Origin of the sequence: Methylobacterium sp. J-088 (assembly GCF_022829295.1) — a bacterium.
Taxonomy (GTDB): Bacteria; Pseudomonadota; Alphaproteobacteria; order Rhizobiales; family Beijerinckiaceae; genus Methylobacterium.
In genome coordinates this window covers 22,122-34,146 of sequence record NZ_JAKSYH010000054.1, presented here as the reverse complement: position 1 = coordinate 34,146, position 12,025 = coordinate 22,122, and the positions used below count along the sequence as shown (strand labels likewise).

General features: G+C 71.0%; 14 protein-coding genes. 13 read left to right on the top strand and 1 reads right to left on the bottom strand.

Annotated elements, in window-relative coordinates:
- The first annotated feature begins 19 nt into the window (after positions 1-19).
- The 9 genes from puhA (at position 20) to MKK63_RS06415 (ending at position 8,777) form a co-directional block, all read left to right on the top strand.
- Entirely contained in the window at positions 20-799 is a 780-nt protein-coding gene (puhA, locus tag MKK63_RS06455; RefSeq protein WP_243999835.1) for a photosynthetic reaction center subunit H, read from the top strand.
- Positions 796-1,446 carry a photosynthetic complex putative assembly protein PuhB gene (gene puhB, locus MKK63_RS06450; protein WP_243999833.1) on the top strand — a complete coding sequence of 217 codons (651 nt, stop codon included), beginning with the start codon at positions 796-798 and terminating at the stop codon, positions 1,444-1,446. The genes puhA and puhB overlap by 4 nt, the downstream gene beginning before the upstream one ends.
- Positions 1,447-1,456: 10 nt before the next feature.
- Positions 1,457-1,966, top strand: a complete 510-nt coding sequence (gene puhC / locus MKK63_RS06445) for a photosynthetic complex assembly protein PuhC (RefSeq protein WP_243999831.1) — start codon at positions 1,457-1,459, stop codon at positions 1,964-1,966.
- Positions 1,966-2,262: a hypothetical protein gene (locus MKK63_RS06440; RefSeq protein ID WP_243925899.1), complete on the top strand. Its 297-nt coding sequence runs from the start codon at positions 1,966-1,968 to the stop codon at positions 2,260-2,262. The genes puhC and MKK63_RS06440 overlap by 1 nt, the downstream gene beginning before the upstream one ends.
- Positions 2,259-3,347, top strand: coding sequence for a magnesium-protoporphyrin IX monomethyl ester (oxidative) cyclase (acsF, locus tag MKK63_RS06435; RefSeq protein ID WP_243999829.1), 1,089 nt, complete (start codon positions 2,259-2,261; stop codon positions 3,345-3,347). Before MKK63_RS06440 ends, acsF begins: the two co-directional genes overlap by 4 nt.
- A 1-nt stretch (position 3,348) precedes the next feature.
- Positions 3,349-4,143, top strand: a complete 795-nt coding sequence (puhE, locus tag MKK63_RS06430) for a putative photosynthetic complex assembly protein PuhE (protein ID WP_243999827.1) — start codon at positions 3,349-3,351, stop codon at positions 4,141-4,143.
- Between the two features lie 229 nt (positions 4,144-4,372).
- Entirely contained in the window at positions 4,373-5,590 is a 1,218-nt protein-coding gene (gene hemA / locus MKK63_RS06425) for a 5-aminolevulinate synthase (RefSeq protein ID WP_243999825.1), read from the top strand.
- Positions 5,591-5,729: 139 nt separating this feature from the next.
- Positions 5,730-6,740 (top strand): magnesium chelatase ATPase subunit I, encoded by a 1,011-nt coding sequence (gene bchI, locus MKK63_RS06420; protein ID WP_243999823.1) that lies wholly within the window; start codon positions 5,730-5,732, stop codon positions 6,738-6,740.
- Positions 6,741-7,058: 318 nt separating this feature from the next.
- Entirely contained in the window at positions 7,059-8,777 is a 1,719-nt protein-coding gene (locus MKK63_RS06415) for a magnesium chelatase subunit D (RefSeq protein ID WP_243999821.1), read from the top strand.
- A 12-nt stretch (positions 8,778-8,789) separates the two neighbouring features.
- Here the strand turns inward: MKK63_RS06415 and MKK63_RS06410 are convergent, their stop codons facing one another.
- Positions 8,790-8,936, bottom strand: a complete 147-nt coding sequence (locus MKK63_RS06410) for a hypothetical protein (RefSeq protein ID WP_202130569.1) — start codon at positions 8,934-8,936, stop codon at positions 8,790-8,792.
- A 207-nt stretch (positions 8,937-9,143) separates the two neighbouring features.
- On the opposite strand from MKK63_RS06410, the gene bchO reads away from it, so the two are divergent.
- The 4 genes from bchO to MKK63_RS06390 all read left to right on the top strand — a co-directional run bounded on the left by bchO (position 9,144) and on the right by MKK63_RS06390 (position 11,744).
- Complete coding sequence (gene bchO / locus MKK63_RS06405) at positions 9,144-10,043, top strand: alpha/beta fold hydrolase BchO (RefSeq protein ID WP_243999819.1); 900 nt, start codon at positions 9,144-9,146, stop codon at positions 10,041-10,043.
- A 102-nt stretch (positions 10,044-10,145) separates the two neighbouring features.
- The gene (locus MKK63_RS06400; protein ID WP_243999817.1) at positions 10,146-10,403 is read left to right on the top strand and encodes a type II toxin-antitoxin system prevent-host-death family antitoxin; all 258 of its coding nucleotides are present in this window, start codon (positions 10,146-10,148) and stop codon (positions 10,401-10,403) included.
- A 2-nt stretch (positions 10,404-10,405) separates the two neighbouring features.
- Positions 10,406-10,828, top strand: a complete 423-nt coding sequence (locus tag MKK63_RS06395; protein ID WP_243999815.1) for a hypothetical protein — start codon at positions 10,406-10,408, stop codon at positions 10,826-10,828.
- Between the two features lie 130 nt (positions 10,829-10,958).
- Entirely contained in the window at positions 10,959-11,744 is a 786-nt protein-coding gene (locus tag MKK63_RS06390) for a gamma-glutamyl-gamma-aminobutyrate hydrolase family protein (protein WP_243999813.1), read from the top strand.
- The last annotated feature ends 281 nt before the right edge of the window (positions 11,745-12,025 follow it).

The window sequence follows — 12,025 nt, the reverse complement described above, 5'->3', positions numbered from 1 at the left end:
GACACGGGGGAGGTCAGCCATGCCAACCGGCGCACTTACAGGTTACGTCGACGTCGCCCAGGTCGTGCTCTACGCGTTCTTCCTCTTCTTTGCCGGCTTGGTGTTCTGGCTGCGCCGGGAGGACCGGCGCGAGGGCTACCCCCTGGAGAACGAGGCGGTTGGGCGCCGCAAGTCGGTCGATCCGTTCCTGATCCCCCGCGCCAAGGCGTTCCACCTGCCCGGCGGCGAGACCACCTACGCCCCCCAGGCCGTGCATGGCCGCGACGACATCGAGACCGGCATCCCGGCCCGCAAGGTCGAGCCCTGGCCGGGCGCGCCCTATGAGCGGACCGAATCCTCGCTCCAGGCCGGCGTCGGCCCCGGCTCCTGGGTGCTCCGGCACGACGTCCACGACCGGACCTGGGACAACGAGATCCGGATCGTGCCCCTGCGGGTGGCCACCAACTTCGTCGTCCACGAGGACGGCCCGAACCCGATCGGCATGACTGTGTTCGGCACCGACAACGCGGTGGCGGGCGTCGTCTGCGACGTCTGGGTCGATCGCGGCGAATCGCTGCTGCGCTACTACGAGGTCGAACTGCCCACGGGCGGGCGGCGCCTGATGCCGGTGACGTTCTGCCGGGCCGGCGGCTTCACCAAGACGGTGAAGACCGAGGCGCTTCTCGCCAGCCAGTTCGCCGATATCCCCGAGACCCGCGACCCCGACAGCGTCACCTTCCTGGAGGAGGAGCGGGTCATGTCCTACTTCGGCGCCGGCACGCTCTACGCCACGCCGGCCCGGGCGGAGCCCCTGATATGAGCGGCGACTTCATTCCCGAGGGCACCCTGCGGGGACTGCCCGGCCCGCTGCCGGCGGGTGAGCGGATCCTGTGGCAGGGCGCGCCCACCACCACGGGTCTGCTGGTTCGGGTGTTCCACGCCCGCCTGGTGATCGCGTGGTTCGGCCTCTCCGGCCTGGCCTTCGGCCTTGCGGCGGGCTCGGCCACGGGGGCGCTGAAGGTGGTGCTGCCGACCCTGGTGATCGGCGCGGGCGGGATGGCCCTGCTCTGGCTGCTCGCGTGGCTGACCCACCGGACGACGCTCTACACGATCACCAACCGCCGGGTCGTGCTGCAGGCCGGCATCGCCCTGCAGGTGACCCACAACCTGCCATTCGCCCAGATCGAGACTGCGGCGTTGCGCGCCTTCACGGATGGCACCGGAGACGTCCCTCTGCGGTTGCGGCTGGGCATGCGGATCGCCTACCTTCAGCTCTGGCCGCACGCCCGGCCCTGGCATCTGTCGCGGACTGAGCCCATGCTGCGCTCCGTACCGGACGCCGACGCGGCGGCGGCCCTGCTGGCGCAGGCGCTGGCGGCCCATGCCGACGGCGCCGCGCCGCCGGTGCGGCTGGCCCGTCTGGGTCAGGCGAACGAGAATGCCGGCCGCCTCGTCGCGGCCGAGTAGGGAGGGGACGATGGGCGAGCGGGCGGAGAACGCCGGCCGATCACCGGTTCGGGCTGCCGCGGGACCGGCGCCGGCGCTGCTGATGATCGGCGCCGGGGCGCTGATGGGCTTCACCATGCTGGCGGTCCTGATCGGCCGCAGCGAGGGGGTCGGCCTCGTCGCCCTGCCGCCGGCCAAGCCGGTGGCGCAGGTCGAATTCCACGCCGAGGATCAGGTCGACGGCTCGATCGCCCTGCGCAACGTCGCCGACCAGAAGATCCTCGCCTGGATCCGCCCCGGCGAGGACGGCTTCCTGCGCGGGACGTTGCGGGGCCTCGCCCAGGCCCGGCAGCGCGACGGTCTCGGGCCGGAAAAGCCCTTCAGCCTGACCCGCTTCGACGATGGCCGTTTGGCGCTCGCCGACGAGGCCACCGGCCGCCGGGTGCCGCTCGAAGCCTTCGGGCCGACCAATGCCGGGGCCTTCGCCCGGCTGATGCCCGCGCCCGCCACGCCGGGCGCGCCCGCCACGGAGACCCGGTGATGGGCCTGTTCGGCAGCCGCACCGTCACCGTGCCCTGCACGGTCGAGATCGAGCAGACCCCCGAGAGCCTGCACGCGCATGTGACTCTCGATGCCGGCTTCGAGATCGAGCCCGGCGACGAGGTCCAGGTCCACGACGCGCCGACCGCGGTACCCTATGGCGAGCGCCTCAGCGTGCGCCGCACCGCCACGATCACCCGGGCCGGCCCGCTGGAGCGAGTCTGGACCAAGCTCATCGCCCATCTCGAGCTGACCGAACTCTACGAGGTCAGCTTCTCCGAAAGGAGGAAGCTGTGAACGCTCCCGTCGCGCCCCCCACCGGCCAGCCGATCCCGAAGGCGCCGGTCAACGAATCGACCAAGGCGGCCCAGGAGACGACCTTCCTGTCGCCCCGGTTCTACACGACCGATTTCGTCGAGCTCGACCGCACCAATGTCGAGCCGGTGCGGCGCGATTGGGACGTGCTCATCGCCGAATTGCGCGCCGACCCGAACAAGCGCCACTTCACCCGCAACGCGGAGTTCGACTGCGACCTGTCGCAGATGGAGCCCGAGCTGCGGAAGGAGTTTTTGGACTTCTTGGTGTCGTCGATCACCGCCGAGTTCTCGGGCTGCGTGCTCTACGCCGAGATGCGCAAGCGGGCGAAGAACAAGGACATCAAGGAGCTGTTCGGCTTCATGAGCCGGGACGAGGCCCGCCACGCCGGCTTCATCAACGACACGCTCAAGGATTTCGGCATCGGCGTGGATCTGGGCTTCCTGACCAAGTCCAAAAAATACACGTTCTTCCGGCCGAAGTTCATCTTCTACGCGACCTATCTGTCGGAGAAGATCGGCTACGCCCGCTACATCACGATCTTCCGCGAGCTGGAGCGGCACCCGGAGCGGCGCATCCACCCGATCTTCAAGTGGTTCGAGCTGTGGTGCAACGACGAGTTCCGCCACGGCGAGGCCTTCGCGCTCTTGATGCGCGCCAACCCGAAGCTGACCAGCGGCATCAACCGCTACTGGATCCGGTTCTTCCTGCTCGCGGTCTTCGCCACGATGTATGTGCGCGACCATCACCGGCCGGCCTTCCACAAGGCGCTGGGCGTCGATCCGAGCGACTACGACTTCAAGGTGTTCCGGATCACCTCGGAGATCTCCCGCCAGACCTTCCCGCTGGAACTCGACCTCGACAATCCGAAGTTCAAGGCGGGCCTCGACCGGCTGCTCGCCTGCTCCCGGGCGATCGCCGACGCGAAGGCCCGGGGCGGGCTCGTCGGCAAGGTGCAGCACGGCGTGCAGGTGCTGCGCGCGGCCGCGACCTTCGTCCGGCTGTATCTCTTGCCCGTCAAGGCCAACGCCCTGCCGGCCGATATCCGCCTCCAGCCGGTCTGGTAGGATGGGGACCTACGCCGCCCCGGTGCTCTACGCGGTGCTGCTCTGGTGGTTCTCCACCGGGCTGATCCTGCTGCTCGACCACGCCCCGCGGCGGACGCATCCGTGGAGCATGGCCGGGGCGACGCTGCTGCTCGCCGCAGCCCTGGTGGCGATCCGGTCCAGCGCCGCCGACACGAGCGCGACGGGCGCCTACACGGCCTTCACGGCGGCCCTGGCGATCTGGGGCTGGCAGGAGATGAGCTACTATATGGGCTTCCTGTCGGGCCCGCGGCCGGTCGCCTGCGCGCCGGGCGTGCGGGGGTTCGACCGGTTCCTGGCGGCGCTCGCCACCAGCTTGTGGCACGAATTCGCCATCGTGATCGGCGGCCTGGCGATCCTGGCTCTGGTCTGGGGCAGCCCCAACCGCTTCGCCCTGTGGACCTACGGCACGCTGGTGGTGATGAACCTCTCGGCGCGGCTCAACCTGTTCCTCGGCGTGCGCAACCTCCACGCCGAGTTCCTGCCGGAGCATCTCGGCTACCTCGCCTGCTACCTCTCGCGAAAGCCGATGAACCTGCTGTTTCCGGTCTCGGTGAGCCTCGGGACCATCGCGGCGGCGCTCCTCGGTCGGGCGGCGCTCGGCGCCGACCTTCTGGAGCACGAGCTCATCGGCTTCACCGTGCTGGCGACGCTGACCGCGCTCGCCACCCTGGAGCACTGGTTCCTGATGCTGCCGCTCCCTTCCGCGGAGCTGTGGCGCTGGAGCCTGCCGTCGCGGGCGTCGGAGGAGACGGTCCGTCCGCGGGACCGGGTGTAGGCCCGCGCATCATCCCGAACGGTAGCCTCCGGCTTTCGGAACAGGATGATGCGGACACAAGACAGGATGATGCGGACACAAGAACAGGGAGCGTCGTTCCGGTCGACGGAATGACGCCCTCGGAGATCACGGCCGGGCGTCGCACGTCCACCAATCTGGAACTGGTCTTGTGCGAAATCCGGTGCCACAGGCGGGATCAACCCGCACCGGGGATTCGGGGAGAGGCGACATGGACTACGATAAGTTCTTCGGGGCTGAGATCGCCGGTCTCCACCGCGAGGGCCGCTACCGGGTCTTCACCGATCTCGAGCGCCACGCCGGCAACTTCCCGCACGCCACCCACCATCACACCGGCGGCACCCGGCCCGTGACGGTCTGGTGCTCCAACGATTATCTCGGGATGGGCCAGCACCCCTCCGTCACCGGGGCGATGCACGAGGCGATCGACCGCTGCGGCGCCGGCGCCGGCGGCACCCGCAACATCTCGGGCACCAACCATTACCACGTGCTCCTCGAGCAGGAACTCGCCGACCTCCACGGCAAGGAGGCGGCCCTGCTGTTCACCTCCGGCTACGTGTCGAACTGGGCGGCTCTGGGCACCCTGGCGTCGCGCCTGCCGAACTGCGCGGTGTTCTCCGATTCCGAGAACCACGCCTCGATGATCGAGGGCATCCGGTTCTCCCGCGCCGAGCGCCACATCTTCCGCCATAACGACCCGGAGGATCTGAACCGCAAGCTCGCCCTGGTCGATCCGGCCAGGCCGAAGCTGGTGGCCTTCGAGTCGGTCTACTCGATGGACGGCGACATCGCCCCCATCGCGGAGAACTGCGACGTGGCCGAGGCCCACGGGGCGCTCACCTATCTGGACGAGGTCCACGCGGTCGGCCTCTACGGCGCGCGCGGCGGCGGCATCTCGGAGCGGGACGGCGTCGCCCACCGGCTCGACGTGATCGAGGGCACGCTCGGCAAGGCGTTCGCCGTGCACGGCGGCTACATCACGGCCTCCGAAAAGCTGTGCGACTTCGTGCGCAGCTTCGCCTCGGGCTTCATCTTCACGACCTCGCTGCCGCCGGCGGTGGCGGCGGGCGCGGCGGCGTCGATCCGGCACCTGAAGGCGAGCGGCGTCGAGCGCGCCCGGCATCAGGAGCGGGTGGCGAAGGTCCGGCAGGCCCTGGAGGCCGCCGACATCCCGACCATGCCCAACGACAGCCACATCGTGCCGGTGATGGTCTGCGACCCCGTGCTGTGCAAGGGAATCTCCGACACCCTGCTCGACGAGTTCGGCATCTACGTGCAGCCGATCAACTACCCGACGGTGGCCCGCGGCACCGAGCGCCTGCGGATCACCCCGTCGCCGCTCCACACGGATGCCGACATCGCCCGGCTGGTCGCGGCGCTCACCACGATCTGGGGGCGGATCGGGCTGCGCCAGAAGGCGGCGGAGTAGGACGCTCTTCCCTCCCCCTTGCGGGAAGGGGTAGAGGTGGGGGTGGTGCAGGAGGCACCGCTCCGCTCAATCCTGGATCACCCCCACCTCCGGCTCCTCCCCGCAAGGGTGAGGAGAGGGGGCAGAGTGCGAGTTCTGCGTGCCCACCTTCCCCTTCTCGGCCATCGTCGGCCAGGACGAGATGCGCCAGGCGCTGCTGATCGCGGCGGTGGACCCGTCCATCGGCGGCGTGCTGGTCTTTGGCGACCGCGGCACCGGCAAGTCCACGGCGATCCGGGCGCTCGCCGCCCTGCTGCCGCCGATGCGGGCGGTCATCGGATGCCCGTACAATTGCGATCCCGACAGCCCGGCGGAATCCTGCCCGCACTGTGCGGAAGGAGGCCCGCGCAAAAGTCACAAAAAGCCGGTGCCGGTGGTGGACCTGCCCCTCGGCGCCACCGAGGACCGGGTGGTCGGCACCCTCGATCTGGAGCGGGCGCTCGGCGCCGGCGTGAAGGCGTTCGAGCCGGGGCTGCTCGCCCGCGCCAACCGCGGGTTCCTGTATATCGACGAGGTGAACCTGCTGGAGGACCACCTCGTGGACCTGCTGCTCGACGTGGCGGCCTCCGGCATCAACACCGTCGAGCGCGAGGGGCTGTCCCTGCGTCACCCGGCGCGGTTCGTGCTGGTCGGGTCCGGCAACCCGGAGGAGGGCGAGTTGCGCCCGCAGCTCCTCGACCGGTTCGGGCTCGCCTGCGAGGTCGTGACCCCGAAGGACATCCCGACCCGCGTCGCGGTGGTGCGCGCCCGCGACGCCTACGAGCGCGACCCGGCGGGGTTCTGCGCCGCGCGCGCCGGCGAGGAGCGAAAAATCCAGAAAAAAATCCTGCTGGCGCGGGAGCGGCTGCCGACGGTGGCGGTTCCGGATGCCGCCCTGGAGCGCGCGGCACGGCTCTGCGTGGCGCTCGGCACCGACGGATTGCGCGGCGAGCTGACCCTGATGCGCACCGCCCGGGCGCTCGCGGCCCTCGACGGCGCCGGGGACGTCACCGACGATCACCTCCGCCGCATCGCCCCGGCCGCCCTGCGCCACCGCCTGCGCCGCAACCCGCTCGACGAATCCGGCTCCACCGTCCGGGTGGAGCGGGCGCTGGCGGAGGTTTTTTTGTGACGGGCGCGCCGCGCATCTTTGAAACGCGCGTGAATCTAGCGCGCGGCTTGAGCCGAGTCGTTTCAGGACGGAGCGCGGGTCCCCTATCCCGTGCGGGAGAGGGACAGGGTGAGGGATCAGGTCTATCCGAGCGAAGCGCACCCTTCCGGCGCGTGCGTGGCGCGCTCAAGTCTGAACTTTCTCATCCCTCACCCCAACCCTCTCCCGCTCGGGAGAGGGGGCCTGTGGCGCTCCGTCGCCTGCGTTGCGGTCCGATAAACACGTGTCACCTTCGTAGCCGGCTCGGGATAGGGCGCCCGCTACGCCCCGCTCAAGCCAATGCGTGACCATCGTAACGCTGCAGAGGGGGGAGAGAAGGCGCACAATCCCTGGGCCGACGCTCACCGCGCCGCGTGCCTGATCGCCGCCGACCCGGCCGCCTTCGGCGGCGCGATCCTGCGCGCGGCCCCCGGCCCGGTCCGCGAGCGCTGGCTCGACGCCTTGCGTGCCGCGCTCCCCCCCGGAACCCCCTGGCGCCGCCTGCCGCCCGGCATCGGCGACGACGCCCTGCTCGGCGGGCTCGACCTCGCCGCGACCCTGGCGGCGGGCCGCCCCGTCGCCCGGGCCGGCCTGCTGGCGGAGGCCGATGGCGGGATCGTCGTGGTGCCGATGGCCGAGCGCCTGCCGACCGGCACGGCGTCGCACCTCGCGGCCGCCCTCGACACCGGGGCTGCCTCGGACCGACCGGCCCGGTTCGGCCTGATCCTCCTCGACGAGGGCGCGGGGGACGAGACCGTCGCCGAGCCCCTGGCCGACCGTCTCGCCTTCCGGATCGACCTGAGCGGGATCGGGCTTGCGGCCCTCCAGGCCGATCCCCCGGATCCGGAGCCCGGCCCCGAGGCCCCCGATCCGGTCGGCGATCTCTGCGCCCTGGCCGAGGCCTTCGGCGTCGCGTCGCTGCGCGGCCCGATCCTGGCGGCGCGCGTGGCGCGCAGGCTCGCGGGGGACAGGCCGATCGGCCGGCCGGATATCGTCACGGCCGCGCGCCTCGTCCTGGCGCCCCGCGCCACGCGCCTGCCCGCCCCGGAGGAGCCGGCCCCGGAGCAGCCGGCCCCGGAGAATCAAGCGCCGCCGGAGGAGCCGCGCGCGGAGCCCCCGCCGGACGATGCGGTCGAGCCCGCCGCCGAGGGCGCGCCGGACGATGTCGTGCTGGAGGCGGTGCGTGCCGCCATCCCGCCGAACCTGCTCGATCAGCTTCTGGCGGGTCGACACCCGCTCGCGGCCGCGAAAGCAGGCCGGGTCGGTCAGGCGGCGGCGTCCCGGACCGGCCGGCCGGTCGGCAGCCGGCGGGGCGATCCGCGGCGGGGTCGCCTCGATCTGCTCGGCACCCTGCGGGCGGCGGCGCCCTGGCAAGCCGTCCGCCAGGCCGAGGGCGCGGCGCGGGGGGAGACGCGCCGCATCGTGGTCCGGCGCGACGACCTGCGGATCCGGATCCTGCGGCAGCGGACCGAGACCACCACGGTGTTCTGCGTCGATGCCTCGGGCTCGGCCGCCCTGGAGCGGCTGGCCGAGGCCAAGGGCGCGGTCGAGCTGCTGCTGGCCGAAGCCTATGTCCGGCGCGATCGGGTGGCGCTGGTGGCGTTCCGCGGCACCGGCGCGGAGTTGGTCCTGCCGCCGACCCGCTCGCTCACCCGGGCCAAGCGCAGTCTGTCGGGATTGCCGGGCGGGGGCGGAACGCCGCTGGCCGCCGGCATCGACGCGGCGGTGGCGGTGGCTCTGGGCGTGCGCCGGGGCGGCAGCCGGCCGGCGATCGTGCTGCTGACCGACGGGCGCGCCAATGTCGCGCGCTCGGGGGAGGGCGGTCGTGCCCGGGCCGGCGCGGAGGCGCTGCAGGCGGCCCGGGCCTTGCGGGCCGCCAATCTACCGGCCCTCGTGGTCGATACCGGGAGCCGGGGCGAGGAGAGCCGGGCGGTCGCGGACGCGATGGGCGCCCGCTATCTGAAATTGCCGCGCGCCGAGGCCGGACAGCTCAGCGCGGCGGTGCGGGCGGCGCTCTGAGCGCCGTGTGGCTCAGAGGTGGCCGGCGCCGCCGATATCGGCCACGCGCTGGTGGTGAGCGAGCCACGCGTTCAGCATGTCGCGGACGATGGCGCGGAGGTTCCAGCCGCCGGAGGCCGGGGCCGCGATGTTCTGGGTCGAGGAGGTGAAGAGGATCATGGCCTGCTCCGCAGTCGGGGGATGTCTGTTGTTCTTGTATGACCGGATTATGCGCGTCCTACCGCAGCGCAACAAACGCGTTCCGGTCAGCGGTGGCATGCGGCGACCGCATGGAATTTCAATGGTTTACGAAATACTTCCGCGGCTGCACGATAGCGCACGCAGTCGACGGGCGGCGTGGTTTGGTGCGGTGCGGGAGACGTGAGCGTGCTGAATCCCTTCGATGCGGATCGTCCGGACTGGGAGGTCGAGGGCCGGGACTGGCCGCACCGGGCGGCCAGCCGCTTCGTCGAGGCGGCCGGCCTGCGCTGGCACGTCCAGGCGTTCGGCCGGCCCGAGGCGCCGGCCCTGCTGCTGCTGCACGGGACCGGGGCGGCCACCCATTCCTGGCGCGGTCTGGCGCCCCTGCTCGCCGAGGATTTTTACGTGATCGCCCCGGACCTGCCGGGCCACGGCTTCACGGATCCGCTGCCGGATGCCGACCTGTCGCTGCCCGGGATGGCGCGGGCGGTGGCGGGGCTGGTGGAGGCGCTCGGCCGGCCGCCGGTGATCGCGGCCGGCCATTCCGCGGGCGCGGCCGTGCTGGCGCGGATGTGCCTCGATGGCGCCATCGCGCCCCGGCTGCTCGCGGCCTTCAACGGCGCCCTGGCGCCGCTGCCGGGGGCGGCGAGCCTGCTGTTCCCCAGCATGGCGCGGCTGCTGTTCCTGAACCCGTTCACCCCAAAAATCTTCGCCTGGACGGCGGACCGGTCGGCCGCCAAGCGGCTGATCGAGGGGACCGGCTCGCGCCTCGATCCGCAGGGGGTCGAGCTCTACCGGCGGCTGTTCGCCCGGTCCGGCCATGTCCGCGGGGCGCTGGGCATGATGGCGAACTGGGACCTCGACAGCCTGCACCGGGCCCTGCCGGACCTGAAGACCCGCACCCTGCTGATCGTCGGCGGCGACGACCGGGCGATCCGGCCCGACACCGCCTTCGGGGTACGCGACCGCCTTCCCGACGCCCGGGTGGCGCTGATCCGCGGCCTCGGCCACCTCGCCCACGAGGAGGCGCCGGAGCGCGTGGCGGAGGTTTTTCGCGCGGAGGCGCGGACGTTCGGGATCGTGTGATTTGTGCGCAGGCGCCCTCTGAACCTCCGGGAGTGTTGCAGCCGGCGGATGCCTTTGCTGCCGATTTTCTGTATAATTCAGATAAATCAGGACGCTCAGACCATGGCCGACCGCTCCGTCACCACCGCCGAGTTCATCCGCCATTTCGGGCGCTACCATGACGAGGCTCGTCAAGCGCCCCTGACCCTGACCAAGCATGGTCGGCCTTCCCTGGTCGTGCTGTCGGCCGACACGTATCGACGCCTCACGGCACAGGGCGATCCGCGTCGGGCCTATGCCGCCGGAGAAACCCCGCCCGATCTCGCGGCTCTGATCGTCGCCGAGCTGGATCGCCAAGCGGCCGAGCACCCGCAGGACTGAAGGTGGCCTGCCCCTTTCTGTCCGGGTCGGTCATCACCTACCCCTACCTATGGCGGTGGCAGCACGCGGCCGGCCGCGACAATGCCGAGAAGGACCGTCCCGTCTGCCTCGCCATTGCCGTGTCCGATCCGGCTCAGGACCTCACACACTTGGTCCTCCTCGCCATCTCGGGAACTCCGCCGACCTCGGAGCAGACCGCTCTCGAAATCCCGATGCTCGAATTGCGCCGGGCTGGCCTCTCCACGCTGAAGCGTGGGTGGATCACGGTCAGCGAGTACAACTACGACATGGCGGAGCGGTCGTTTCACGTCGATCCCAATCAAGCGCCGCGCGGTGCATTCGGGCCCGGCTTCATGAACCGCATCCGGGCCGCAATCCGGCCGCTCTTCCTGGCGGCAGAGGGCCGGATCGACCGCACGCTCTGAGGCGCACGCATCGCGGCCCCCGAAGGAGTACTTTGGGCAGACACGCGGGACTGGCGCCGGCCTTGCCTGAGCCGTAGAGCCTGGCGCGGCCCATAGCCCGCCGGATACGAAGTGAGGAGCCCCCGGAACGATGGCGAGACCCGTGATCGGCGTCATCGGCAATGCGCGTCTGATCGACAACCGGTTCCCGGCGCAGATCGTCGGCGAGAACAACATGCGCGCCCTGGCCAACGTGGCGGGCGCCCTGCCGCTGATGTTCGCCGCCGCCCCGGCGATGACCGATCTCGGCGACCTCCTCGACACGGTGGACGGCATCCTGCTCACGGGGGGCCGGGCCAACGTCCACCCGACCCGGTTCGGGGCCGAGCCCTGCGCGGCGCACGAGCCCTACGACGAGGCCCGCGATGCCGTGGCGCTGCCGCTGATCGAGGCCTGCGTGGCCCGCGGCGTGCCGGTGTTCGGCATCTGCCGCGGCTTCCAGGAGATGAACGTCGCCTTCGGCGGCAGCCTGCACCCCGAGATCCGCAATCTCCCCGGCCGCCTCAACCACCGGATGCCGCGCCTGGAGAATGGCGAGATCCATCCGGACCTGGAGGTGGTCTTCGCCGACCGCCACGAGGTCAGTCTGACGCCCGGCGGCGCGTTCGCGCGATTGTTGGAGCGCGAGACGATCCGGGTGAACTCCCTGCACGGACAGGGCATCCTCGAGCCCGGTGCGCGCGTGGTGATCGAAGGCGTGGCCGAAGACAGGACGATCGAGGCGATCCGGATCCGCGACGCGGCAGGCTTCGCCCTCGGGGTGCAGTGGCACGCCGAGCACGACCCCGCCACCAATCCGATCAACCGGGCGCTGTTCGAGGCCTTCGGGGATGCAGCGGCGGAGCGCCGCGCGATGCGGATTTCGGGCCGCGGCTGAAGGCTCGCATTCCGGTACAGCGCACCAGTGGGACGGACCGGCCGCGCACCACGGCGAAGCACCACCCGGAACAACATATGTTGGCTGCCGGCTTAACATAGGTGCGCTCGATTTCATCGAGCCGGCGAAAATCTTTCCGGCTGGCGATCAATGCTTACGGCAACGTCGTCCGATTCATCCTAATCTGTGGACGACCTGTCGCAGGTCGGAACACGTCCCGAACGATCGGGTTGCCCGAGTCCCGCACTTAAGCTGCCTCCGCGTGAGGCGGGCGTGCGCAC